At 46.4% G+C, this 22508-nt stretch carries 24 protein-coding genes; 12 read left to right on the top strand and 12 right to left on the bottom strand.

Annotation, left to right across the window (positions count from 1 at the left end; translation table 11 throughout):
* Positions 1–430: 430 nt before the first annotated feature.
* Complete coding sequence (locus RIC07_RS26510; protein WP_446397123.1) at positions 431–1294, bottom strand: SWIM zinc finger family protein; 864 nt, start codon at positions 1292–1294, stop codon at positions 431–433.
* Positions 1295–1316: 22 nt separating this feature from the next.
* Positions 1317–1442 (bottom strand): hypothetical protein, encoded by a 126-nt coding sequence (locus RIC07_RS26505; protein WP_446397122.1) that lies wholly within the window; start codon positions 1440–1442, stop codon positions 1317–1319.
* A 625-nt stretch (positions 1443–2067) separates the two neighbouring features.
* On the opposite strand from RIC07_RS26505, the gene rsmD reads away from it, so the two are divergent.
* The gene (rsmD, locus tag RIC07_RS26500) at positions 2068–2706 is read left to right on the top strand and encodes a 16S rRNA (guanine(966)-N(2))-methyltransferase RsmD (RefSeq protein ID WP_446397121.1); all 639 of its coding nucleotides are present in this window, start codon (positions 2068–2070) and stop codon (positions 2704–2706) included.
* A 157-nt stretch (positions 2707–2863) separates the two neighbouring features.
* On the opposite strand, the gene petG is transcribed toward rsmD, so the two are convergent.
* Complete coding sequence (gene petG / locus RIC07_RS26495) at positions 2864–2977, bottom strand: cytochrome b6-f complex subunit V (protein WP_006106132.1); 114 nt, start codon at positions 2975–2977, stop codon at positions 2864–2866.
* A 295-nt stretch (positions 2978–3272) separates the two neighbouring features.
* Here petG and RIC07_RS26490 point away from each other — a divergent pair, with 295 nt between their 5' ends.
* Complete coding sequence (locus RIC07_RS26490) at positions 3273–3647, top strand: c-type cytochrome (RefSeq protein WP_446397124.1); 375 nt, start codon at positions 3273–3275, stop codon at positions 3645–3647.
* A 120-nt stretch (positions 3648–3767) separates the two neighbouring features.
* Here RIC07_RS26490 and RIC07_RS26485 read toward each other — a convergent pair whose 3' ends face one another.
* The 3 genes from RIC07_RS26485 to RIC07_RS26475 form a co-directional block, all read right to left on the bottom strand.
* On the bottom strand, positions 3768–5282 hold the full coding sequence (locus RIC07_RS26485) for an O-antigen ligase family protein (protein WP_446397120.1): 1515 nt from the start codon (positions 5280–5282) through the stop codon (positions 3768–3770).
* Positions 5283–5394: 112 nt separating this feature from the next.
* The gene (locus RIC07_RS26480; RefSeq protein WP_446397119.1) at positions 5395–9474 is read right to left on the bottom strand and encodes a response regulator; all 4080 of its coding nucleotides are present in this window, start codon (positions 9472–9474) and stop codon (positions 5395–5397) included.
* 414 nt (positions 9475–9888) lie between these two features.
* Positions 9889–10281 carry a RidA family protein gene (locus tag RIC07_RS26475; protein ID WP_446397118.1) on the bottom strand — a complete coding sequence of 131 codons (393 nt, stop codon included), beginning with the start codon at positions 10279–10281 and terminating at the stop codon, positions 9889–9891.
* A gap of 209 nt (positions 10282–10490) precedes the next feature.
* On the opposite strand from RIC07_RS26475, the gene RIC07_RS26470 reads away from it, so the two are divergent.
* Positions 10491–12179, top strand: coding sequence for an ABC transporter permease (locus tag RIC07_RS26470; protein ID WP_446397117.1), 1689 nt, complete (start codon positions 10491–10493; stop codon positions 12177–12179).
* Positions 12180–12308: 129 nt separating this feature from the next.
* On the opposite strand, the gene RIC07_RS26465 is transcribed toward RIC07_RS26470, so the two are convergent.
* On the bottom strand, positions 12309–12644 hold the full coding sequence (locus tag RIC07_RS26465; protein ID WP_446397116.1) for a hypothetical protein: 336 nt from the start codon (positions 12642–12644) through the stop codon (positions 12309–12311).
* Between the two features lie 102 nt (positions 12645–12746).
* Here RIC07_RS26465 and RIC07_RS26460 point away from each other — a divergent pair, with 102 nt between their 5' ends.
* The 6 genes from RIC07_RS26460 to RIC07_RS26435 all read left to right on the top strand — a co-directional run bounded on the left by RIC07_RS26460 (position 12747) and on the right by RIC07_RS26435 (position 14995).
* Entirely contained in the window at positions 12747–13094 is a 348-nt protein-coding gene (locus tag RIC07_RS26460) for a rubredoxin (protein WP_446381283.1), read from the top strand.
* 63 nt (positions 13095–13157) lie between these two features.
* Positions 13158–14168: a photosynthesis system II assembly factor Ycf48 gene (locus tag RIC07_RS26455; RefSeq protein ID WP_446397115.1), complete on the top strand. Its 1011-nt coding sequence runs from the start codon at positions 13158–13160 to the stop codon at positions 14166–14168.
* 118 nt (positions 14169–14286) lie between these two features.
* Positions 14287–14535 carry a cytochrome b559 subunit alpha gene (psbE, locus tag RIC07_RS26450; protein ID WP_006106101.1) on the top strand — a complete coding sequence of 83 codons (249 nt, stop codon included), beginning with the start codon at positions 14287–14289 and terminating at the stop codon, positions 14533–14535.
* A gap of 30 nt (positions 14536–14565) precedes the next feature.
* Positions 14566–14697, top strand: a complete 132-nt coding sequence (gene psbF / locus RIC07_RS26445) for a cytochrome b559 subunit beta (protein WP_006106146.1) — start codon at positions 14566–14568, stop codon at positions 14695–14697.
* 12 nt (positions 14698–14709) lie between these two features.
* The gene (locus RIC07_RS26440) at positions 14710–14832 is read left to right on the top strand and encodes a photosystem II reaction center protein L (RefSeq protein WP_006106150.1); all 123 of its coding nucleotides are present in this window, start codon (positions 14710–14712) and stop codon (positions 14830–14832) included.
* A gap of 43 nt (positions 14833–14875) precedes the next feature.
* Positions 14876–14995, top strand: coding sequence for a photosystem II reaction center protein J (locus tag RIC07_RS26435; protein ID WP_006106138.1), 120 nt, complete (start codon positions 14876–14878; stop codon positions 14993–14995).
* A 157-nt stretch (positions 14996–15152) separates the two neighbouring features.
* Here RIC07_RS26435 and RIC07_RS26430 read toward each other — a convergent pair whose 3' ends face one another.
* Positions 15153–15476, bottom strand: coding sequence for a hypothetical protein (locus RIC07_RS26430; protein WP_446397114.1), 324 nt, complete (start codon positions 15474–15476; stop codon positions 15153–15155).
* Between the two features lie 197 nt (positions 15477–15673).
* Between RIC07_RS26430 and RIC07_RS26425 the strand changes: the two genes are divergently transcribed.
* The gene (locus RIC07_RS26425) at positions 15674–15874 is read left to right on the top strand and encodes a DUF4278 domain-containing protein (protein WP_446397113.1); all 201 of its coding nucleotides are present in this window, start codon (positions 15674–15676) and stop codon (positions 15872–15874) included.
* Between the two features lie 68 nt (positions 15875–15942).
* Positions 15943–16359, top strand: a complete 417-nt coding sequence (gene pirA, locus RIC07_RS26420; protein WP_446397112.1) for an arginine synthesis PII-interacting regulator PirA — start codon at positions 15943–15945, stop codon at positions 16357–16359.
* Between the two features lie 73 nt (positions 16360–16432).
* Here the strand turns inward: pirA and RIC07_RS26415 are convergent, their stop codons facing one another.
* The 3 genes from RIC07_RS26415 to RIC07_RS26405 form a co-directional block, all read right to left on the bottom strand.
* On the bottom strand, positions 16433–17575 hold the full coding sequence (locus tag RIC07_RS26415; protein ID WP_446397111.1) for a histidinol-phosphate transaminase: 1143 nt from the start codon (positions 17573–17575) through the stop codon (positions 16433–16435).
* Position 17576: 1 nt separating this feature from the next.
* On the bottom strand, positions 17577–18467 hold the full coding sequence (locus RIC07_RS26410; protein WP_446397110.1) for a metallophosphoesterase: 891 nt from the start codon (positions 18465–18467) through the stop codon (positions 17577–17579).
* A gap of 89 nt (positions 18468–18556) precedes the next feature.
* Positions 18557–19477: a DUF928 domain-containing protein gene (locus RIC07_RS26405; protein ID WP_446397109.1), complete on the bottom strand. Its 921-nt coding sequence runs from the start codon at positions 19475–19477 to the stop codon at positions 18557–18559.
* Between the two features lie 573 nt (positions 19478–20050).
* On the opposite strand from RIC07_RS26405, the gene RIC07_RS26400 reads away from it, so the two are divergent.
* Positions 20051–20947: a glycine betaine ABC transporter substrate-binding protein gene (locus RIC07_RS26400; protein ID WP_446397108.1), complete on the top strand. Its 897-nt coding sequence runs from the start codon at positions 20051–20053 to the stop codon at positions 20945–20947.
* 417 nt (positions 20948–21364) lie between these two features.
* Here the strand turns inward: RIC07_RS26400 and RIC07_RS26395 are convergent, their stop codons facing one another.
* A complete protein-coding gene (locus RIC07_RS26395; protein WP_446381266.1) occupies positions 21365–22123 on the bottom strand; it encodes a phosphoadenylyl-sulfate reductase in 759 nt (252 codons plus the stop codon).
* Positions 22124–22508: the final 385 nt, after the last annotated feature.

Here is a 22508-nt window from a genome sequence, read left to right as displayed (position 1 = left end):
TCATAAATTGAGCCAACAATATCTCCAGTAATTGCACCTAACATACTTGACCGTTGAGTTTACAGCACTTTCCGCTCTTATGGTATACATTTGATCCCCCAAAATCCCCCATGGAACAAAAAGAGAAGCAACATCAGGTCTCCCCCTTTTGAAGGGGGACGGAAGGGGGATCTACTAGGGGGACGGAAGGGGGATCTGAAGGGGGACTTTAACGGTAGCAGGGTGTGTTAATACAGCTATTACCGCTGTATTTCCACCAACCTACTGGCGTGGCACAGCTAAAATTGTGGAATAGATTTTATCATTGAATCGGGCGCAAGTCGTTGCGCCCCTACAGTTTCCGGGCGTAATTCTAATTCATCAAATAAGGTGTGCCACGCCACTACTTACCATAAACAAATTCAGCCTTCTGCCCTGGACTCTTCTTGGATTAGGTTTCCCGATTCAGGGCGGATATCATCGCCTGTTGACTAACCAGTTGATAAACTTCCCGAAAATATTGCATGACACGACTATCAGCCGCTGCTAAGGGGATTGTCCCCAAGACATCCAATACAGTACGGTTGTCAGGAGGAGGAGTAATGACAACCAGAGAGGGATCAAGAGGTTCTTCGTATTGCCAAAATTGCTCAAGTTTAACGGGGGTATCAACGGCTGCTTCTCCCTCATTTGGCTGGTTCTCTAACCGACTGGATGTAACGGCGGATTGACTGGATTGGGACTCAACCTCTGCTTTTTTCTCAGGTTTTAGTTCTACACTTCCTGTACTCCGTAAATGACGCAAATCATCCAGAATTTGTGCTTTAGTACGTCCTCGTAACTGGAATAAGACAAAGGGATCTTCACTAAAGCGATCGCCTAATTGATAGTAAATCGCACCAATATGTTTACAGGGGTTTTTGGGATCAGGGCAACTACATTTTGAATGAATATCTGAAAGCGTGAAGGGAAATAGGCTCAACCCATTCGCGGTGAACACCTGCTCAATATTTTCCGGCATTTCTCCAGCTAATAATTGAGCCGAATAAATAGCTTCTTGTGCCATCGTTTCCACCACATAACCCCAGTCTTCTTCGGTAAATGGGTCAATCGATAGGGAAACTTGATAAGGTTCTGGTTCTGTTCCTTGTACCCGTGCTAATACCTGGGGACCTTCAAACTCAATACTGAGGACATTGCCTTCCTTGGCGTATTTGCGGGCGCGTTCCAAACGCTTTTTAAAGCGATAGGAATTGAGTAAGTCAATCCAGCGTTGTACCCACCAGGGAGGTGCTTCAATTTCGTAGGACTGCATAAGTTATCTATAAATTAAGTAGTCAGACTTTCATTAACGTTAACGGTTGAGAACAGGGAACAGGGAACAGGGAACAGGGAACAGGGAACAGGGAACAGGGAACAGGGAACAGGGAACAGGGAACAGGTAATACCCAATTTAAATGCACATCAGCTTAACAGGAATGGCTTTGACTTAAACTAAATGGCGCTGACTCCCATAGCTGGGAAATAAATTTCCGCGTCAAAGCTAAAGTAAGAATCGAGCTTACTGGGTAAGTTTTTTAACCCGTTTTAACGGGTTTAAGCTTTTAGCCTGAACTTTAGTTCAAGGCTTAATTCAAGGGTATAATCATTGATATCATATTGTTTTGTTTAGGAGGCGTTGTCGGCATTAATGGTCTACTATCTTTGTTAACTACTAGCACTTTTGTCATTGGTTTGAACTAGATGAAGTTCATCTCTTGCGAGTGGTTCACTTCGCATAAGTTATGAAGGGTTTATTGTTCTAGACACTCTTCCTACCCATCAGAACTGTTTAATCTAGAACCGTAGAGTTCAAGGCTAGTGAAGCACCTTGAAGTACCTATATATTCCTTCATAACGTAGCTATTCCTAGCTGAGGCTAATCAACAAGAGCGCTTTTACACGCCCCGCTTCTATCCGTTAAGGATGAAGCGTGGGTTGTTGACTTCGTCTATCATACCCGTAGTTATTGGGACAAAGACCTTACCCTTCTACCCCCTACCCTTTTCCCACTATACACAACCGATGTTACCCGACTTGGTATGATTCATGAGAATTTATGGCAACCGACAGCTAAAAACTTTACCTGGGCTAGAAACCCGCCCGACATCAGCACGGGTACGGGAGGCGGTATTTAACATCTGGCAAGGTGCGATCGCCCAATGTCGTTGGCTGGATCTGTGTGCGGGTACAGGCGCTATGGGGGCTGAAGCACTCTGTCGCGGCGCATCTTTAGTGGTAGGTATTGACATAAAAGGCAAAGCCTGTTCCATTATGCAACAAAATTGGCGGCAAGTGGCTCAACCAGAGCAAACCTTTCAGGTAATACGAGGAGATGTGGTGGGGCGATTAAAAACGCTGGCTGATCAGCAATTTGACCGGATTTACTTTGATCCTCCCTACGCCAGTGATTTGTACAATCCGGTTCTAGAGGCGATCGCGCATTATCAACTCCTGGCTGATCAGGGTGAATTAGCGGTAGAGTATAGTCCTAACCACTGGACACCGCAACTGTTGAAGGCAGAAGGCAGAAGGCAGAAGGCAGAAGAGAAGGAGGAAGGTGGCAAGGTAAAAGAAAATTCTGACTGTAGAGACGTAACTAGCTACGTCTCTACACTGGAAATTTGTCGCCAGAAAGTCTACGGCAACACCGCCTTAGTGTTTTACCGCCTCAAGGGGAAGTTTTGACCCTTCGCGGCAATCGAGGGTATGGCGCGTGATCCTTCACTTCGCTTAGGGAAGCTGGTTTGTAGGGGCGGGTGCGAGGGAATTACATGCAAGCGATTGATGATGACTATACCTCAAACCCGCCCTGAGTGTAGAGACGTAGCATGCTACGTCTCTACTACAATTCCAATTGGTTCCCCCGCTTATATTGTAGGTACGCCGCGACAAATAACCCAGCCAGGGTAACAGGGATTAAGCCTAGAACAATTCCCGACAGCAATGGTTCAACCATGATCGTTCTCCAAATACTAAGTTTTTTTGCTTGTTTCTCATCCTACTAGCTGAGATGACCCAATCGCTACTCAATACCAGTAAGATTTGCGAGTCAACCGCTTCCCTACTGCTGGCTACACTACATTCCTGATTCCAGCTTGCGTACTCAGTCCATAAATTTTAAGCTATGTTTATGAATCGACATACTTCTTTCTAATCTGTTACACTAATATCCTCCTGGGTAACTCTACCTGTGTTGCAGTGTGAGTCCAGTTCAACTTTGTTAAAAAATTCTCAACTTGGCAGGAGATCCCTTGGAGAACCAGCTTGACCAACCTCAAGTCCTAGTTCGGCGGATTACCATGATGGTACTCGCCCTACTGTTCGTGATCGGCATCGGCATCTTCGGATTTCAGGTGCTGCAAGTTTCTGATCCCTATATCCAGAAAGTTTTGTCCCTCGACGGTGATCCAGTGCGAGGGCAAGCTATTTTTGAGATTAATTGTGCCGATTGTCACGGTATGCACGCCGATGGCAAGGTCGGACCTAGCTTACAGCATATTTCTAAACACAGATCCCCAAGTGGTCTGATTGAACAGGTGATTAGTGGTCAAACCCCGCCGATGCCCAAGTTTCAGCCGAGTCCTCAGGAAATGGCTGATTTATTAACCTATTTGGAAAAATTGTAAGTAGGTGGGGACAATTAAAGTTAACGGTTCTTATCGTCATTCGTCATTCGTCATTCGTCATTCGTCATTCGTCATTCGTCATTCGTCATTCGTCATTCGTCATTCGTCATTCGTCATTCGTCATTCGTCATTTGTAAGGGGTTCGAGTTTGTTGTTGTCAGGTTTAGAAGCAGCCACTCCAGCGATCGCGGATAGAAGTAGCCACCCCAACGTATTCACCCGTAAGTCAAAGAGCGTGACATCCAGCATATTGAATAGGATACAGCCGCCGAATGCGACTAAATAACTAAAGACAATTAATCGATCGCCATTGAGTCGCGATCGCGCTTGATTTATCCAGAGAACACCTTGCCAGAAAATCCAGCCAACTAAGCCACAAAATAGGATTGTCGCCGGAATACCCGTTTCAGCCGCCAACATCAGGATAAGATTATGGGGATGACCGAGCCACAGATCCATCTGCTGTTCGTAAAGCGGCGTAAAGTTCCGCAATCCCCAACCAGTCCAAGGACGTTGCTGAGTCAGCGATAAAGCAAAGCGCCATTGGGTTATCCGCATCAACGCTACCGGGCGATCGGGATGAAGCTGATCGGTAAGTCGCGCCCAAAAGTAAGCCGGAACAATCATTCGCAACCCATCTCGTAACGGAGAGGGACTAAACGCCGCTCCTAATACAGCGCCAGCCGCCGCGACTACGATCCCCACCAACCAGCGCCAGCCTTGATAAAGTGCAAAAGCCAAACCCACTACAATCACCCCACCCCAAGCATTTCGGGAATGAGTGAGGATGATCGCGATCGCATTCGCAATTTCCACTCCAGTTAAAAATAGGAGGACTCCCCCCGCTTCCCCCAGAAGGGCGGGTTTAGTTAAGTTATCGGTTTGGCGCCATAAGTTATCCGTCAAACCCGCCCCTACACCCCCAGCTCCCCCAGCTCCCCCAGCTCCCCCAGCTCCCTCTGCTCCCCCATCTCCCTCATCTCCCCCAGCTTCCCCAGCTCCCCCAGCTCCCCCAGCTCCCTCTGCTCCCCCTGCTCTCTGCTCTCGCCAAGCTTGAAACATCTCAATCCATAGTCCCAACCCTAAAGTAAAGACAATTTGCAGATAAGCCGCCAGAATATTGGCGTACATGAACACTGAAGCCATCCGCCCTGGCGGATTTCCCTTGGCTTCTAATACCCAACCCAAAAGGGCGGGAAACTGTGGTGGGTGCGCCCAACCGAGAAATAACTGCCCAAAGCCGAGAATCACAACCAGTACAGAAGGAATCACCAGAATCCAGGCGAGACGCCGTAGCTGGGCTGGTGTTTTAATTAAGGAACTGAATGCTGCCAAAAAAGCAAAGAATGGCAGGAAATTTGCTAAACCCAGGAATGCTTCCGTGGAGTTATAGGCTTGCGTCGCGCTGAAAATTAGCCAAAGGCTCAAGATTCCCAGTCCCCAGTTTAGAGGACGCTGGATAATCCGGCGATAGTCTTGCCACCAGGTTCCGATTAAGGCAAAACCCACACCCACAGCCCCCAAAGCAGGAAACCAGGGAAAGATAAAAAATCCGACTTGGGCGCAATTCCAAGCGCCTTGCAAGCGGGGTTGAGGGTGGCGACTGAACAGATATTTATCGATTTTTTTCAACACAAGTCAGAGGGCAGACAGCAGAAGGTTGAAACAGATAGGGAATTGGCTAACCTACTTCTCAAAAAGTTTACAACGTCGGGTGAGAATAGCGAAGCCTAACTGCAGTTGCACTCTACTGACTTTCGTACTCAAGCGCCTGCTTCACCTGTTGATACTCCGTAATTGCCTGTAAAACTAACTGTTCTGCTTCACCTATTGTACCCGCCCGTCCCAGGGCTTCTAATTGTTGACAAAGCTGGGCAAGTTTGAGCACTCCTAATGCCTGACTGCTGGATTTGAGACTGTGTGCTTTATGATACAGCAATTCAGTATCTTTTTGCTTAACGGCATCATGTATGGATTCTAACAATTCCGGTGCTTCTTGTAAGTAACAATCAATAACTTCGCTGAGTTCATCTCCTGCCATTTCTTGCAAGGTTTGCATCACCCCTGGATCAAGAACTGGCTGTTTCGTCGGCTGTTCCGTTGTCGGAGGTTGACATTGACTCAAGACCTGTTTTAAAACATCAACATGAATAGGCTTGCTCATGTAGTCATCCATTCCCGCCGCCAAACATTCTTCGCGATCGCCTTGCATGGCATTGGCTGTCATGGCGATAATCCGAGGATGGGCAGATCCTGAAAATTCCTGACAAATCTGTTGTGTTGCGGTTAATCCATCCATTTCTGGCATCTGGATATCCATGAGTACCACATCGTAGGATTGACGGTGTAACGCTTGTAAGACTTCTAACCCATTAGCAACACTATCGGGTCGATATCCCAACCGCTTCAGCATATTAACCGCCACTTTTTGGTTCACCACATTGTCTTCCGCCAAGAGAATTTTTAATGGGAATCTGTGGGCAAAGGTGGGGTCATATTTGGATGAATGGGAACGAGTCTTTCTTGGTGAACTTTCCTCCTGTGTCAGGATATTGACTAAGATATTGTACAACTGAGACTGTTTAATCGGTTTATGCAAATATCCCGCGATCGCTCGGCTGGGGTTGGGTAATCCTGTGTCTGAGTGTGTATCGACTTGCCCGATCAATCCTAACATGACTATAGGTAAGTTCTGGCAATGGGGATGCTGACGGATTTGCGTGATTAAACTCCAATTCTCCATCTGGAGAATCTGGGATGCCAAAATCGCTAAATCAAAGCGTTTTCCTGTTTTTAACCGGGCTAAAGCTTCTGTTGTTGAGGCGGTAGCTTCTACTTGTATCCCAAAGGATTGGGCTTGTTCGGTCAACATTTGCCGAGTCGCCGAATTATCTTCTACAATCAACAGACGTTTATCAGTCAATACTTGCTCTCGATTATCGGGTTCTGAATCTGAGAGAACTGGAGTCGCGATCGCGGTAAAATAAAACGTCGAACCCACACCTTCTTGACTTTCGACCCACATTCTGCCTCCCATCAGTTCACTCAGTCGCTGGCTAATCGCTAATCCTAATCCTGTACCGCCATATTGACGAGTGGTTGACGCATCGACTTGGCTAAAGGGTTTAAATAGCCGCTCGATATGCGTTTTGAAAATCCCAATTCCTGTGTCACGCACAGCGAATTGTAAACATATTTTATCATCCGGCATTTCGGCAATCGGGGTTACCGAAATCACCACCTCTCCGGTTTCAGTAAACTTCACCGCATTACTAACCAAATTCACTAAAATCTGGCGCAATCGGGTCACATCTCCCACAATTGATTCAGGCGTTTGAGCGTCCATTAAATAGGCTAGATCAATCCCTTTTTCTCTTGCCTTAGACGATAGCAGATCTAAAGATTCCTCAATACAGTAACGTACATTAAACGGATGTTTCTCTAAGTTTAGATTGCCTGACTCAATCTTAGAGAAATCCAGAATATCGTTAATAATCGTCAGTAACGCATCACTACTATTGCGGATAATATCCACAAACTCTCCCTGCTGGGCAGTTAATTGTGTATCCAGTAACAAACTGGTCATGCCAATTACTGCATTCATCGGCGTGCGGATTTCGTGACTCATCATTGCCAGAAAATCACTCTTGGTGCGGTTAGCTGTTTCGGCTTCTTCTTTCGCCGCTTTGAGTTGTTCTTGGGCAATTTTTTTATCGGTAATATTAGTAATCGTGCCAACAAGACGGTAGGGATTGCCGTCGCGATCGCGGATACAGCGCCCCTTCGCTGCAATCCACAGATAATGCCCATCTCGATGTTGGATGCGATGGATATTTTCATAAATCTGGGTTTTCCCAGCTAAATGATGATTAATATCCTCTATTACCTGATGTAAATCATCCGGATAAACATGATCAGACCAGCTTGATAGACGGTTGGGCAAGGGATTATCCTCATAGCCAAGAATCCGCATCCAGACGGGAGAATAATACACCTCATTGGTTAAAATATCCCAGTCCCAAATTCCATCATTTGTCCCCGAAACAGCCAGTTCATAGCGTTCTTCTCGTTCCCGTAATAGGGATTCTATCCGTTTACGCTCTTTGATTTCGATGGCAAGTTCATCATTAATCAGTGATAGTTTTTGCGTGCGTTCTTGCACCCGTTCTTCTAATGTTTCTTTTGCCTGTTTAATTTCCTGGAATTTTTGAATCAGTACAGATGCCATCAATTTAAAGTTGCTAACCAGGGAATGAATTTCTCGGACTCGGCTTTGAGACCAATCAACAGGAACAGTGTTATCCAGAAGTTTTTGGGGCAAGTTAGTTGTTACCTGCGCCAATTTAAATAGAGGTTTTACTAATCGATGGCTTAACAGAACGGCAACCAGCAATGCTAAGATCATAATCAGCAGTGTTGTTGCCAGGTTTTGCAGGTAGAGTACTTCTAAATTATCAATGTAAGGGGCAGTCGGAATTTTAAGAATTAACGTCCAAGGAAGATAGGGATCGAGTGAGACTTCTTGGACATGAAATGAATTTCGCCAACGCACCATGATTGGTGTGCCAGGAGCTTGGGGTAACCACTGAAAAATATCAGCGTCAATGGCACGAATTTCACCCCCTTGACGCGGATCAAAGGGTTCCATTATACTCACATTTGACTGGGTACTGGCAATCAAGTTATTTTGATGATCAACCAATGTTATTTGTAATCCTCGTTCTTTGATATTTAGCTTTAGAAATTCCTGAATGTGACTTAAATCCAAGGAGCCATAAGCAATACCACGAAAACGATCATTAACCATGACTGGCACACTTAAGCCGACATGAGGTAATGGATATGCATCATCTATATGTACATCGGAGAGAATCGGCTTTAAACTAGCGGCAGTTTGCTCTAGTAATGAGTGTTTAGCAATATTCAAGCCAATGGTTGATTCCCCGTCTGGATTGGATCGAGGTTGAGCGGCAATTATTGTGCCATTCGCATCGGTGACATAAGCCTTAATAAAATCAGCAAAACTGCGTTTAATTAATTCAGTACTTTGCTGTAAAAATTCCGAGGATTGCTCTGGAGATTGAGCGGCAATCTCAGCTAGTTCCTCAACTGCATGTAAATGTTGCTGATACCAAAAATTTAGGTTAGCGACGAGGGATGCAGATGTGGCGTTGAGTTCAGTACGAATATCAGCTTCAATATTGTTGAGAATCTGCCGCCCATTAAAAACGGTTAAGATTAATACCGGGAATAAGACAAAAGCAACGAAGAGATTAAAAATTGTTTGTTGTAGCGAAAGTCGGTTAGATTTGTGTCGAAGCGTTAGCCATTTTTGTAAGGGTAAGTTCGTGACAATCAGTGTGGCAACTAAGGCATTAAAGATACCATTGACTGACTGCTTAAACACAATCAACCAGGTTTGAGTCGCGCCAACATTTAAAACGCCTCCATAAAATAACCCAACCAGAGGCATACCAATCAGCACCCAATAGATACCAGCGAGAAGCAGCATGTTTTCCGTCTTACGGTGCAACAGCAAGCTAATAAACAGGGCTTCCCCGGTAAAAATAAGAATGGCGTAGGGATGTCCCCAAAGAGTGTAGGTATAACTGCTGGCAATGAAGGCGGCTAAAGTACCCCAGAATATGCCATAAAAATACACCACCATTAAGACGGCGATACTACCAAATAAAAAGTCCACCCCAAAAAATAGGGATAGACTGAAATAGTTGCCTAAATACCCAGCTCCAATCAGTGCGATGAGTAAGAGATTAACGCGCTTAAACAGGGAGGAAAATCCTTTGATAAAATGAAAAGGGAATTTCATAGATGAGAGAGCGTTGTCTGGTTTATCTGGATCTAGACGTGGCAGAATGATCAGAGAGTGATCATTACCTGAGTTGGATTGAATCCACCTTAGATCTAGCTTAGACTCAGATATTGCATCTGTCGCTTTTTTCAGAAACTATCGGGATTGTCGAGATTTTCGGGATTATTGGGATGATCGGGATTATTGGGATGATCGCGGTTGTAGGGGCGAGTCGCTGCACATCGTAGGTGGTGTGAGAATTAACCTATATAGACTCGCCCTTTTTTAAAGGTACGCGGTGTCGGATAATTCCTGATACCCGGTGGAGGGCGACCCGATAAATTTAAGGGTTGGGAGATGTTAATTGAATGCGGCGGGTCGCCCCTACAATTGTTTTTATGGAAGTCTTGGAATGCCACGTTTGTGCAATATCTAAGACACAACTGCAATACATTCAATCTCGACTAAAACGTCTTTGGGAAGTCGGGAAACTTCCACACAAGCACGGGCGGGGGCGGATGCTTCGTCAAAATAGCGGGCATAAACCTGATTCATCGCCGCAAAATTATTCATATCCGACAGAAATACTGTAGTTTTGACAATATCTTGCATCTGAACCCCAGCCTCTTCCAGAATCGCGGCTAAATTTGCCATCGCCTGTTCCGTCTGCTTGGCAATATCATTTTCGCCAATAATTTCACCGGTTTTGGGGTCAAGGGGAATTTGACCCGCGACAAAAATCAGTTCCCCTCTCGCCGCGATCGCTTGATTATAGGGTCCGACGGGTGCAGGGGCGTTGGTTGTGCGGATGATTTTTCGGCTCATTGGTCATTCGTCATTGGTCTTATGTCATTGGTCATTTGTCAAAGAATTATTGCATTTGGTCAGGGCGGGTTTAGTGAAATCATGGTCACAAACCAAAGATAGTGGTCAAACCCGCCCCTACAATCAATCTTTAACACTTAAACACTTAATACAGTAGTCTTAGCATAATGTAACTGGCAAATCGCTCTGATCCTGGTGCCGCATTTACGATGAACCAATCGACTCAATCTACCTCGACTCTGCCCAAACCGGATCTCGTTCCCGGAAAAGAACGCCGTCGGCGGATCAATTTCTGGACGCTGGTGGTTTTAGCGATCGCGCTTTTAGTCGCTACCCCTGTCTTATTTGTATTGAGCAATATTTTTACCGATGCGGGTGAGATTTGGCAGCATTTGGCGCAAACGGTTTTATGGCGCTACATGGCAAATTCGTTCTGGCTGATGATTGGCGTCGGCTGTGGTGTTGGTTTAATCGGTGTGGGAACCGCCTGGTTAGTGACGATGTGCCGTTTTCCTGGATCTCGCCTATTTGAATGGGCGCTATTATTACCCCTTGCCGCACCTGCTTATGTCTTAGCCTATACCTACACCGACTTTTTGGACTTCTCAGGACCGATTCAAACCGCGTTACGGGATGGGTTTGGCTGGAGTTATGGCGATTACTGGTTTCCCAATATTCGTTCCCTGGGTGGGGCAATTCTCATGCTGACGCTGGTGTTATATCCTTATGTCTATTTATTGGCACGGGTGGCGTTTTTAGAGCAATCGGTTTGTACGTTAGAAGCTAGCCGCAGTCTGGGGTGTAGTCCGTGGCGTAGTTTTTTTACGGTAGCATTACCCTTAGCCCGTCCCGCGATCGCAGCCGGTGTAGCGTTAGCGTTAATGGAAACCCTAAATGATTTTGGCACGGTGAAGTATTTTGGCGTGCAGACATTCACCACGGGTATTTATCGGACGTGGTTTGGTTTAGGGGAACGAGTCGCCGCCGCCCAATTAGCAGCCTTTCTACTGTTATTTATTTTGGCGTTAATTTGGTTAGAGCGATGGTCACGGCGTCAGGCACGATATTATCAAAACACAAACAGTTATCGCCAACTGCCCAGTTATCAGTTAGAGGGTATGCGTGGAATCGGTGCGTCGTTGGCGTGTTTTGTGCCATTGAGTCTGGGGTTTTTACTTCCGGCTGCACTCCTGCTGGAGATGACGCTAAAAAATACCACGACGACGCTAGAGGGCGAGTTTTGGGTCTATGCCCGTCATAGTTTTATTCTGGCAGTGATTACAGCGGTTTTGGGTGTTGCGATCGCAGTCATTATGGCGTATGGATTACGGTTGCGATCAACCCTGGTGATGCATTTAGCCACGCGGATTGCGGCGATGGGGTATGCTGTACCGGGTTCAGTGATTGCTGTCGGAATTCTGATTCCCATTGGCAGACTGGATAATGCCATTGATGCAGGAATGCAGGCGATATTTGGCATATCCACTGGGTTACTGTTCAGTGGTACGATTACCGCCTTAGTTTATGCCTATTTGGTGCGCTTCCTTGCCGTATCGTTTAATAGTGTGGAAGCCAGTTTAGGTAAAATTAAGCCTAGTTTAGACGATGCTGCCCGTTCCTTGGGGTACAGTCCGACGAGTACCTTAGTCAAAGTCCATGCACCGATGATGTGGGGGGGACTACTCACGGCGGGGATGTTGCTGTTTGTGGATGTGATGAAGGAATTGTCCGCCACCTTAATTATTCGACCCTTTAATTTTGACACCCTTGCCGTGCGTGTTTACAACCTGGCGTCAGATGAGCGGTTAGTGGAGGCGGCTGCACCTGCATTAGCGATCGTTGTGGTTGGGATAATTCCAGTCATTTTATTAAGTTGGCGAATTGCTCGATCAAGGTGATTTGTCATTTGTCATTTGTCATTTGTCATTTGTCATTTGTCATTCGTCATTTGTCATTTGTCATTTGTCATTTGTCATTTGGTCGGGGCGGGGCGGGTTTTGCAGCCAAGCTAGGGATAACAATCAATATTAGTCCCTAAACCCGCCCCTACACACAGACGCTCCATGGCTCGTCTGGAACATGGCTCCCCCATCTCCCTCATCTTCCCCATCTCCCGACACCCCACACCCGACACCCCACACCCGACACCCCACACCCCACACCCCACACCCCACACCCCACACCCCACACCCCACACCCCACACCCCACACCCGACACCCCACACCCGACACCCCACACCCCACACCCGACACCCCACACCCGACACCCCACACCCGACACCCCACACCCCACACCCCACACCCCACACCCGACACCCCACACCCCACACCCGACACCCCACACCCCACACCCGACACCCCACACCCCATCTCCCCCATCTTCCCTGGTGCGTAATGTCGGTTATTATGATAAATTTTTTAACATACGTTTTAAGATTTGCTGCATCAACTTAATTTTGCCAGCGATGATCGAACCAGCCAATGAGCAAACCTTGGCAGAACAAGCGCCAAGTCGTTACGAATGCCGCTCTTGCGGCTACGTTTACGAGCCAAACAAGGGAGATAGTAACCGTAATATCGCCGCCGGGACGCCGTTTGAAGAGCTACCCAGCGACTGGCGTTGTCCAGTATGCAGTGCTAAAAAGCCCCAGTTTCAGGATATTGGTGCCAGTGGTGCCCCCTCTGGGTTTCAGGAGAACCTCAGCTATGGCTTTGGGGTGAACCGTTTGACCCCAGGTCAAAAAAATGTCTTGATTTTTGGAGCCTTACTGCTAGGCGTTATCTTCTTTATAAGTTTATACGGACTGCGCTAAACCGAGGAGGCAATTCCTTAATACACCAATGTCTCAGTTACGCCAAACGACAGCATGTTGCCAATGAGCGATTTCATGAAAACCTTGAAACGAATCTTAATAGTCTTCGCGATCGCCTGCTTGTGTGTTAGTTGTAAGTATGCCGAACCCTTGAGCTATAACCCTTGGGAGCTGGTTTCCTTACCCACCCAAGAAACGTTACGGGATATTGGGTTTACTGATAACCCAAGTCATGGATGGCTTGTTGGCAGCAATTCCACACTCCTGGAAACCACCGATGGTGGCGAAACCTGGCAGGAGAAAGTCCTTGATGTTGGGGATGAGAATAAATATCGTTTCACATCCGTGAGTTTTGCGGATGACGAAGGCTGGATTGTAGGCGAACCCTCAATTCTGCTGCATACCACTGATGGTGGTGTTTCTTGGGTACGCATCCCCTTAAGTGAGAAGTTACCCGGAGACCCCAACACGATTTTGGCACTGGGTCCCAAATCAGCGGAGATGACGACCACAATTGGTGCAATTTACCAAACCCAAGATGGAGGTAAAACCTGGAAAGCCCAAGTCGAAGAAGCGGTGGGTGTACTTCGCAATATTTCCCGTTCCAACGATGGCAAATATGTCGCGGTTTCAGCTAGGGGGAACTTTTACTCAACCTGGGAACCGGGTCAAAGTGCCTGGGAACAGCATGAACGTAGTAGTTCTAAGCGTCTGCAAAATATGGGATTCACCGAAGACGGGCGTCTCTGGGGATTAGCACGAGGCGGAATGCTGCAATTTAGTGGTAGCGAAGATTTAGAAGCTTGGGAAGAGCCAATCTATCCCGAATTTTCCACCAGTTGGGGATTACTGGATTTAGCCTACCGAACTCCCGATGAAGTGTGGCTCGCCGGGGGTAGTGGGAATTTGCTTTGTAGTTTTGACGGTGGCAAAACTTGGCTCAAAGATCGTGAAGTAGAAGATGTGCCATCCAACTTTTACAAAGTTGTCTTTATCACGCCAGAACAGGGATTTGTTATTGGTCAAGCAGGTGTTTTGCTCAAGTATGAACCCCCAGCAAAAACAACGGCTTGATCGCTGATAAATTAGTTGACTGTTATCTCGGCTTGATCATGGCTATAAAGCCAGCTCGATGTTTTAAAATAGTAAGGTCGAGTGAATTATAACTGTTACTGGGAAGGAGGAAGCATTTATGTCAGGAACTACTGGTGAGCGTCCATTCGGCGATATTGTTACCAGCATTCGTTATTGGGTCATTCACAGCATCACAATTCCAGCTCTGTTTATTGCGGGTTGGCTATTTGTCAGCACAGGTCTAGCGTATGATGTGTTTGGCACACCCCGTCCAAACGAGTATTTCACGCAACCGCAGCAGGAAGTTCCGATTGTGAGCGATCGCTACGAGGCGAAAAAGCAAATCGATCAATTTACCAAAAAGTAAAGTAAAGTTTGGAGATTTCTGTAAAAGATCATGACTAATACTCCCAATCAACCCGTTTCCTATCCAATTTTTACCGTTAGATGGCTAGCGGTTCATACGCTGGCGGTTCCCACCGTCTTTTTCCTCGGCGCGATCGCCGCCATGCAATTTGTTCAACGATAGGAGATAAAATCCATGCCAGAACGTTCTCCCAATCCGAATAACCAGCCAGTTGAACTGAACCGGACCTCTCTGTTTCTCGGTCTATTGTTGGTTTTTGTTTTGGGCATTCTCTTTTCCAGTTATTTCTTTAATTAACTCAACTCAATCATTCGTTAGCTTGAACTAGGAGGTATTAGCCGTGTCTGGAAGTGGAAAAATTCCGTTGTGGGTTGTCGCCACAATTGCTGGAACAGGTGTTCTAGTCGTTGTTGGTCTTTTCTTCTATGGTGCCTACGCAGGCGTTGGTTCTGCGATGTAGGATAGATCGCTGTCCTCAGTTGAACTGAATATCTGAGAATTGACACCGCCAGTTTTGTGGAGACTGGCGGTATTTTATGGTGATTTGTCATTTGTCATTTGTCATTTGTCATTTGTCATTTGTCATTCGTCATTTGTCATTCGTCATTTGTCATTTGTCAGGCAATAGGCAATAGGCAATAGGGTAATGGGCTATAGAAATTTTGTCTCCCATCTTCCCCTGCTCCCCCTGCTACCCCTGCTCCCCCTGCTCCCCCTGCTCCCCCTGCTCCCCCTGCTCCCCCTACTCCCCCTGCTCCCCCTGCTCCCCCTGCTCCCCCTGCTCCCCCTGCTCCCCCTGCTCCCCCTGCTCCCCCTGCTCCCCCTGCTCCCCCTGCTCCCCCTGCTCCCCCTACTCCCCCCGCTCCCCCTGCTCCCCCTGCTCCCCCCGCTCCCCCTGCTCCCTCATCGCCTCGGTACTGGAATTGGTGGGAAATCACCACTTTTATGTGATCATTTCTGGATAATTGACAGTTTTGGCTTAAAAATGTAAAAATATATACAGAAATATTTTGATAAAGCTATCTGAATTCAGGGATCTATCCCAAGTCAGATGCATTTTCAGTCCAATTAGAGCAAGAAGCCCATTTCCCCCAAGCCAAGATTCGCTGGTGGTGGAAATCAATCGGAGGCATGAACCATGAAACTTCATTATCGAGGAGTCAACTACGATTCAGAGCCATTAATGGCAGACGTAACCGAAGGTGAGACTGGTGGCACATACCGGGGTCACACTTGGAAAATTCACAAGCCGAAGCTGCACCGGAGACGCCCAGGGTCAGTTGGACGCCAAGGGTCAACGGAACTAACCTATCGGGGTGTCACTTATCGGCGCAGCTAAGACGCTTAGAGTCTAGACATCACTCAATTCAAATCATTTTTTTTAAAGACTTAAGGGAGACAAGGCAGATGAAACGTTGTTATCGGGGTGTTCATTACGATGAAACACCATCCACATTAGACATAAGCGAAGGCGAGATTGGCGGCACCTATCGGGGTCAAAATTGGCGGTTTCATTATCTCAGACATATTCCTGAACCCCCACCTACCCATGATTTGAAGTGGCGGGGTGCTGGATATCACCCAGGTGAACCCCGTGTTGTTAAGTCTACCCAGGTCGAGACACCGATGACGATGGTTGGAACTCGTTCTTGGTTTCTGAAGAATTCGCGCCAAAAAGCATTCCAGCAAACCAGCATTACTCATCTGGAAAATATCTGTCAGTCTTTGGAACGTCGCTTAGACGTTGCGAGGGCAAAAGGAGATCAAGACTTAGTGCGTCAGCTTGAGAAAGAATCCGAGCAAATGACCTGTCCTTTGAGATAAAGAAGTATTGAGGGCGCACGTCTGTGCGCCCCTACGGTGTTTCAGGCGATCGCAATAAATTTAGCGCGGATTGTCAAGAATAACCGGAATGCGAATCCTTCTCAAACGTTTGGTACAGTCGCTGTAAGGTGCGCTGATTCTCTTGTTGAGAACCCACAGTAATCCGTAATCCGCCACCTGTATTTCGGATTACAGTACCTTGGGCTTTCATTTGTTGAACAATCTGGCTTAGGGTATTTTGTTCCAGTTGGCGAGGGCGAATGTAGATGAAATTGGCGGCACTTGACCAAACCTGTAAGCCGGGATGCTCTGATAATGTAGCTAATAATTTATCGCGTTCGGCAATAATTTGGGGAATCGCGGCTAAGAGTTGATCGCGGTGAATCAGGGCGACAAGGGCGGCGGCTTGGGAAAAGCTGGGTAAATTATAAGGTAAGCGCATTTTTTCTAATGCGGCAATTAATTCTGGGTGGGCGATACAGTACCCTACCCGATGGGCGGCTAAGCGAAAGGCTTTGGAAAAGGTTCGCAGAATTGCCCAGTTGGGATGTTGAGATAATTCTTTAACAACCGAGGTGCGGCTAAATTCAAAGTATGCCTCATCAATCACCACCAATATATCATCGGGTAAACTTCGCAACCATTTGAGTTCAGCCGCCGTGAGTGCATTTCCAGTCGGAGAGTTGGGGTGAACCACGAAAACGACACGGATAGGGGGATGTTGAGATTGGGCGATCGCGCGTTGAGCTTCATCTAGGTTAATCTCAAAGTTATCCGGACACCGCTCAACTGTTACCACAGGAATACCCAGGGTTTGCGCCAGAATCCCGTACATGGAAAACGTGGGATTGGCGACGAGAATTGAACCTTCTCCCCGTAAACAGGTGGCAATTAATAGAGAACGAATCAGTTCATCCGAACCATTACCCACTGAGATTTGGCTAGAGGTTACGGGTGTTTCTAGAGAAGCTGATTCCGTCACATAATTCGCGATCGCATCTTTTAGGGCTTGATGAGAACCATCGGGATAGCGGTTCGCCTCAATCTCCTGTTGATATGTCCATGTCAGCTTTTCTTTTAACTCAATGGGCAAATCATCAGGACTTTCATTTGCATCCACGCGATCAACGGATGTGATTGGTTTACCCGAATCTCCTCCTGGATGAGGAGTGTACGCCGTAAATTGAGCCAAATCTGAGCGGATGAACCCCAACATATTAGTTACCTGTTTCTAGTGATACTGGTTTGCCCATTCCCTGTTCCCTGTTTCCTGTTCCCTTTGCCCTTGCCAACGTAATAATGGTAACTTCTGGCGGACAAAATAGGCGTCCAGGTGCGTAAGTTCCTAAACCTCGATTCACATACATACGATTTGCACCAATCTGATGCATTCCTTGACCCCATTCCCAATGATCGACCACTCGATAACATTCTCTCAGGAAGGGAATCCATTTGTGCAGGGGTCGAGGGACATATCGCCGCAGAATCGGTAGCAATAAGGCGATGGGTCCAAATCCGGGAATTACTACTTGACCCCCATGGGTATGACCCGATAGCTGTAAATCAATGCGCCATTCCTGCAAGGGTTCAGCCGTGTCTGGGTTATGAGATAAGACGATACGGGGTATTTGAGGATCGATTTGGTTCATCACCGGGGCGGGATTGAACTCACGCGACCAAAAATCAGCCAATCCCACTAAGGCTAATTCTTTCCCCAAAGGATAAACAATTTTATTCCATAAAACACGCACGCCAATCTGGGTTAGCGCCTCAGTGACTGTGGTTTTAGCTTGGTGGTGATAAATGTCGTGGTTTCCCAGTACCGCATAGACTCCAGCACGACTTTCCAGGTATTTTAATCGCCGTACCAGTTGATGAATCGGTTCTGGCTGATAGGTGATGTAGTCCCCGGTTAACAGCACTAAATCCGGTTCAGCCTGATTACTGACTTGAATTGCCTCAGCCAGCATTGCTTCCGACAGGCGAAAACCATCATAATGTAAATCGCTAAGCTGTACCAGCTTAGTTCCTTGCAACGACGGTGGCAAATTCGCGATCGCAACCGTTATCCGCTCAACCCTTAATTGTCCTGAAAATACCCACGCCATAGTATTGGTTGTAATAAATCTGGCACGACTGATCCCAGCCTAGCTTAACGCTAAAGTCGATGATTTCCCTGTGATCCCCTATACTCAGGTTATTCTGTCGATTCTGAGAACTGCTCGGCTATTAAGTCTGACTGACATTGCGCCAACGGTTTTCTAGCAATGTCGGATAATCCAACTTGCTGCAATACAGATTGCCAATTTGATGCTAAAGTAGAATTCTCCTGATCGGAACAACGCAACTGGGCTAGACTTTCAAGAGTTTCATACCAAATCCCATGATTGGCATATATAGCAGGCTTCGCCTCAGGTGTAGCTCTGTTTAGTTCCTGATTAATTCGAGAATTTGGCGTAACTCTGTGTATCCACCCCGCGACATAAGTGCTGTCACTGCGGTCATACTGATCAAAAATGATACTGAAATACCAGAAATAGGGTTTGCCCACCTCTAAGGGGGGTAAATTTGGAGCATTGGCTAGATCAACGGCAACAATGCTATCACTCGCTTGTAGTAGTATTTCTTTTTCATAAATGATGGTTTTTAAGTTTTGATCGTAGAAACTAAACTCAGCTTTAACGTTTTTTAAACTTACGTCCGGAATATAAAAATATAATGTTGGATATTCATCGAGAGTTTTGCCAAATGTAGATTGAGGGATTAATGCCATTAACGGAATCGGCGGTCGGTATCCTTGGCAACGAGTTGCGGCATAGTCTTCAATCCTATTTCCTGGTGTAATGTCTAATTGATTCAAGACTTCTTTGTCAGGAGTATTCAGCGTAATTTGTTCCTTGGCATAGCCACACTTTATCAAATCTTTAACTTGAGTTTCATTATTAAAATTTGTGACAAGCCAAGACTCGGCTTGGGCTGGCTGTGAAATTGCTAATCCAACTAGAGTTATCCATGAGCTTAAACAAGCTAGCATCCAATTTTTATGACAAATCATAGTATTCGCGATCGCGTTCTGCATGACTATAAATTCAGTATAGCTTTCTCGGTCATTGGTCATTAGGACTAGACGTGATCCAGATGTCCACAGGAGGAATTAAAAAGAATGGACTTGACTTGTTAAGTAGGTGGACACAATTAAAGTTAGCGGTGGAGATTAGGGAACACCTCGGACTTCGGCGTGAGCGCGGACCCCTGAGCCTGTCGAAGTTCAGTCGAACGCTTACCTCGACGGTCAGTGAGCCTAGTCGAACTGCGCTCGGTAACACGCTCGGTGTGTCACAGGGAACAGGGAACAGGAAGGGTTTTAGGCTTATTTACATAAGTTAATCTAGTTAAATTTATTTCCACTAACCTACTTATTCCTGACGAAGGATTGATTGATGAAAAAGACTATTTAAGCATAAAACATTGAGATATTGCCGAGTGGGTTAGATAATCGCTCATTGAGCCGAAAGAACCCTTCCATGAGATATCCGCCATAATCCACAAAAAAAATATGGGTATTTTCGTAATGTTTACTTTATAAAGTAGTGATGAGGTATGTCACTCTCAGTTTTGGATCAGCAGCCACTTAGTAGGAAACTGATCTGTTTCTTGGTACTATACAAGAATGTTGAGACTTGGTAGATTTATGCCCCGAATGCGTCGAACTGTTACGCTGATTGGACTGGCTGTGTTGACGATGCTGTTCGCGATCGCTTGTCAGGGGGGTGGGAGTGCAATTAAGGTCGGATCGAAAGATTTTACTGAGCAATTTATTTTAGGGGAAATGTATGCTTTGGTACTGGAAAATCAAGGTTTTGATGTTGAACGGAAGCTAAATTTAGGCGGAACACCTGTGGCACAAGCGGGTTTGGAAAGTGGTCAAATTGATTTATATCCAGAGTATACGGGGACGGCTTTGTTAACTGTGTTAAATCGTCCTGTCAGTAGTGATTCGCAGCAGGTTTATCAAACCGTGGCGGATAGTTATCAGGAGAAATATAATCTGGTTTGGTTAGAACCTGCACCGATGAATAACACGCAAGCTTTGGTCATGACGCCAGAGGGGGCGAAAGACTATAATATTAAAACAATTTCCGATATGGTTGATCAGGCAAGTCAATTAACTCTGATTGGTCCACCAGAATTTGAGGTGCGTGAGGATGGATTACCGGGGTTAAAACAAGTTTATGGGGACTTTCAGCTTGAAAAATTTATTCCGGCTGATCCAGGATTAAGATATCAAGCCTTAAGTGAAGGTCAAGCCGATGTCGCTGTGGCATTTGGTACTGATGGTGAAATCAGCGCGTTTAATTTGGTTGTATTAGAGGATGATCAAAACTTTTTTCCGCCCTATCAAGTTGCACCAGTGGTGCGCCAAGAAACACTGGACAAGCATCCCGGAATTCGAGACGCGCTGAATCAGCTAGCACCCAAGTTAACGAATGAAACGATGCGACGACTGAATTATGAAGTGAGTGGCAAAAAGCGCGAACCGGCTGAGGTGGCTAGAGAGTTTCTGATTCAAGAAGGCTTTTTAGAATAATTGAGCTTGTGCCATTATATAGCAATCCTAATTGGATAAATTTTGTAGGGGCGCAAGGCTTGCGCCCAGAAAACTGTTCTGGGAAGGAATTACCATCTTTCTTTTCACGGTATGTGGCGTAACGAAGGTAAGTTTTGAGTGGGAGAGTGGGAGAGTGTGTAGGGGCGGGTTTCACTTTTCGGTTGCATCCAGCAGGACTTACGCATGTACATCATATATTGTGGCAATGGTGCGTTACGCTACGCTAACGCACCCTACAGATAGAGGTGTTGCGTAAGTCCTAATCCAGATGTGACTAAACCCGCCCCGACCCAGGTTTCTATGTCAAGGATTTCGCCATTATTGACATTAAGGTTTAAATGCAGAACAGCTTATTCCTTACCTTCTGCCGTCTGCCTTTTTGTACTAGCGGCTATCTTACAGCGAACTGGAATCGAGACTCTGGGCTTCACCTTGAGTCTTTGGCAGATGTAAACCACATTCTTGCTTAATTCCCCGGAAGCGGGTGTCGCGTTCGTGCTGATCTTCTGTAGTCACTGGGCGGCTTGAGTGCCAATCGCCTACAGTCGCATAGCCAAGTTCACGCAAGGGGTGATAGGGCAGATTGTGTTCCGTGATGTACTCATGGACATCTTGGCTACTCCAGTTAAGAATCGGTAATACCTTGTAAATCCCAGACTGAATATCGATTGGACGCAATGTCTGACGGTGATGTGTCTGTTCCGCCCGCAATCCCGCTAGCCATGCTGTTGCCTTTAAGTCTCGTAATGCCCGTTGCATGGGTTCGACTTTACGCATATAGTCGTACAAATTCAGCGCTTCGGGATCATCTTTTGTCCAGAGTCTGCCATAGAGGGCTTCCATACGGGCTGGACTAATGGGCGACTGATAGACGTGTAGATTTAGATTTAATTGTTCGGTTAACTGTTCAGCAAATCTGTAGGTTTTTGGGGGTAGATACCCTGTATCGACCCAAATTACGGAAATGTCAGGCACGATGCGAGTGACTAAGTGCAGCATCAGCGCTGATTGGATGCCGAAGCTGGTACTCATCACCAAACCATCGCCAAAGGTTTCGGCTGCCCATTTAACCATTGAGGTGGCATCGGCATCGACGAGTTGTCGATTGACCCCCTCTAGATCCAGTTGAGTTTTCTGTGCGATCGCACTTACCATTTCCCTAAACTCCCAGTCTTCCTACCAGTCTTGTGGTTGTTTCCAGTTCCGTAATTTATATTGTACCGATTTAATCTACGGTAAATTGGTCGGTTTACTGTACTTTTACACCACATTGAACTTTACCACGCCTAATTGTCTACGACAATGCAGTTTGAGACAATTAAGTGACGATAAAATTAAGTTTTGTATCATTTTAGGGAGAGCGATCGCGCTCATCTAATCTTTGGCGTGGAGACCCTCCGTTTTACCGATGGGAGGAAACGCCGCGATTTGTTGACAAGTAGCTCCCAAAAAGCGAAGATAAAAGTGGTCAATGACCCACCCGAGACGAAGGAGACATAAAGCCTAACACCAAAGTTTGCTGATTACAGCAACGGCGAGG

The organism is Coleofasciculus sp. E1-EBD-02, assembly GCF_040218245.1.
Taxonomy (GTDB): Bacteria; Cyanobacteriota; Cyanobacteriia; order Cyanobacteriales; family Coleofasciculaceae; genus Coleofasciculus.
The sequence above is the reverse complement of the archived record's forward strand: the minus strand, read 5'-3'. Positions and strand labels throughout refer to the sequence as shown.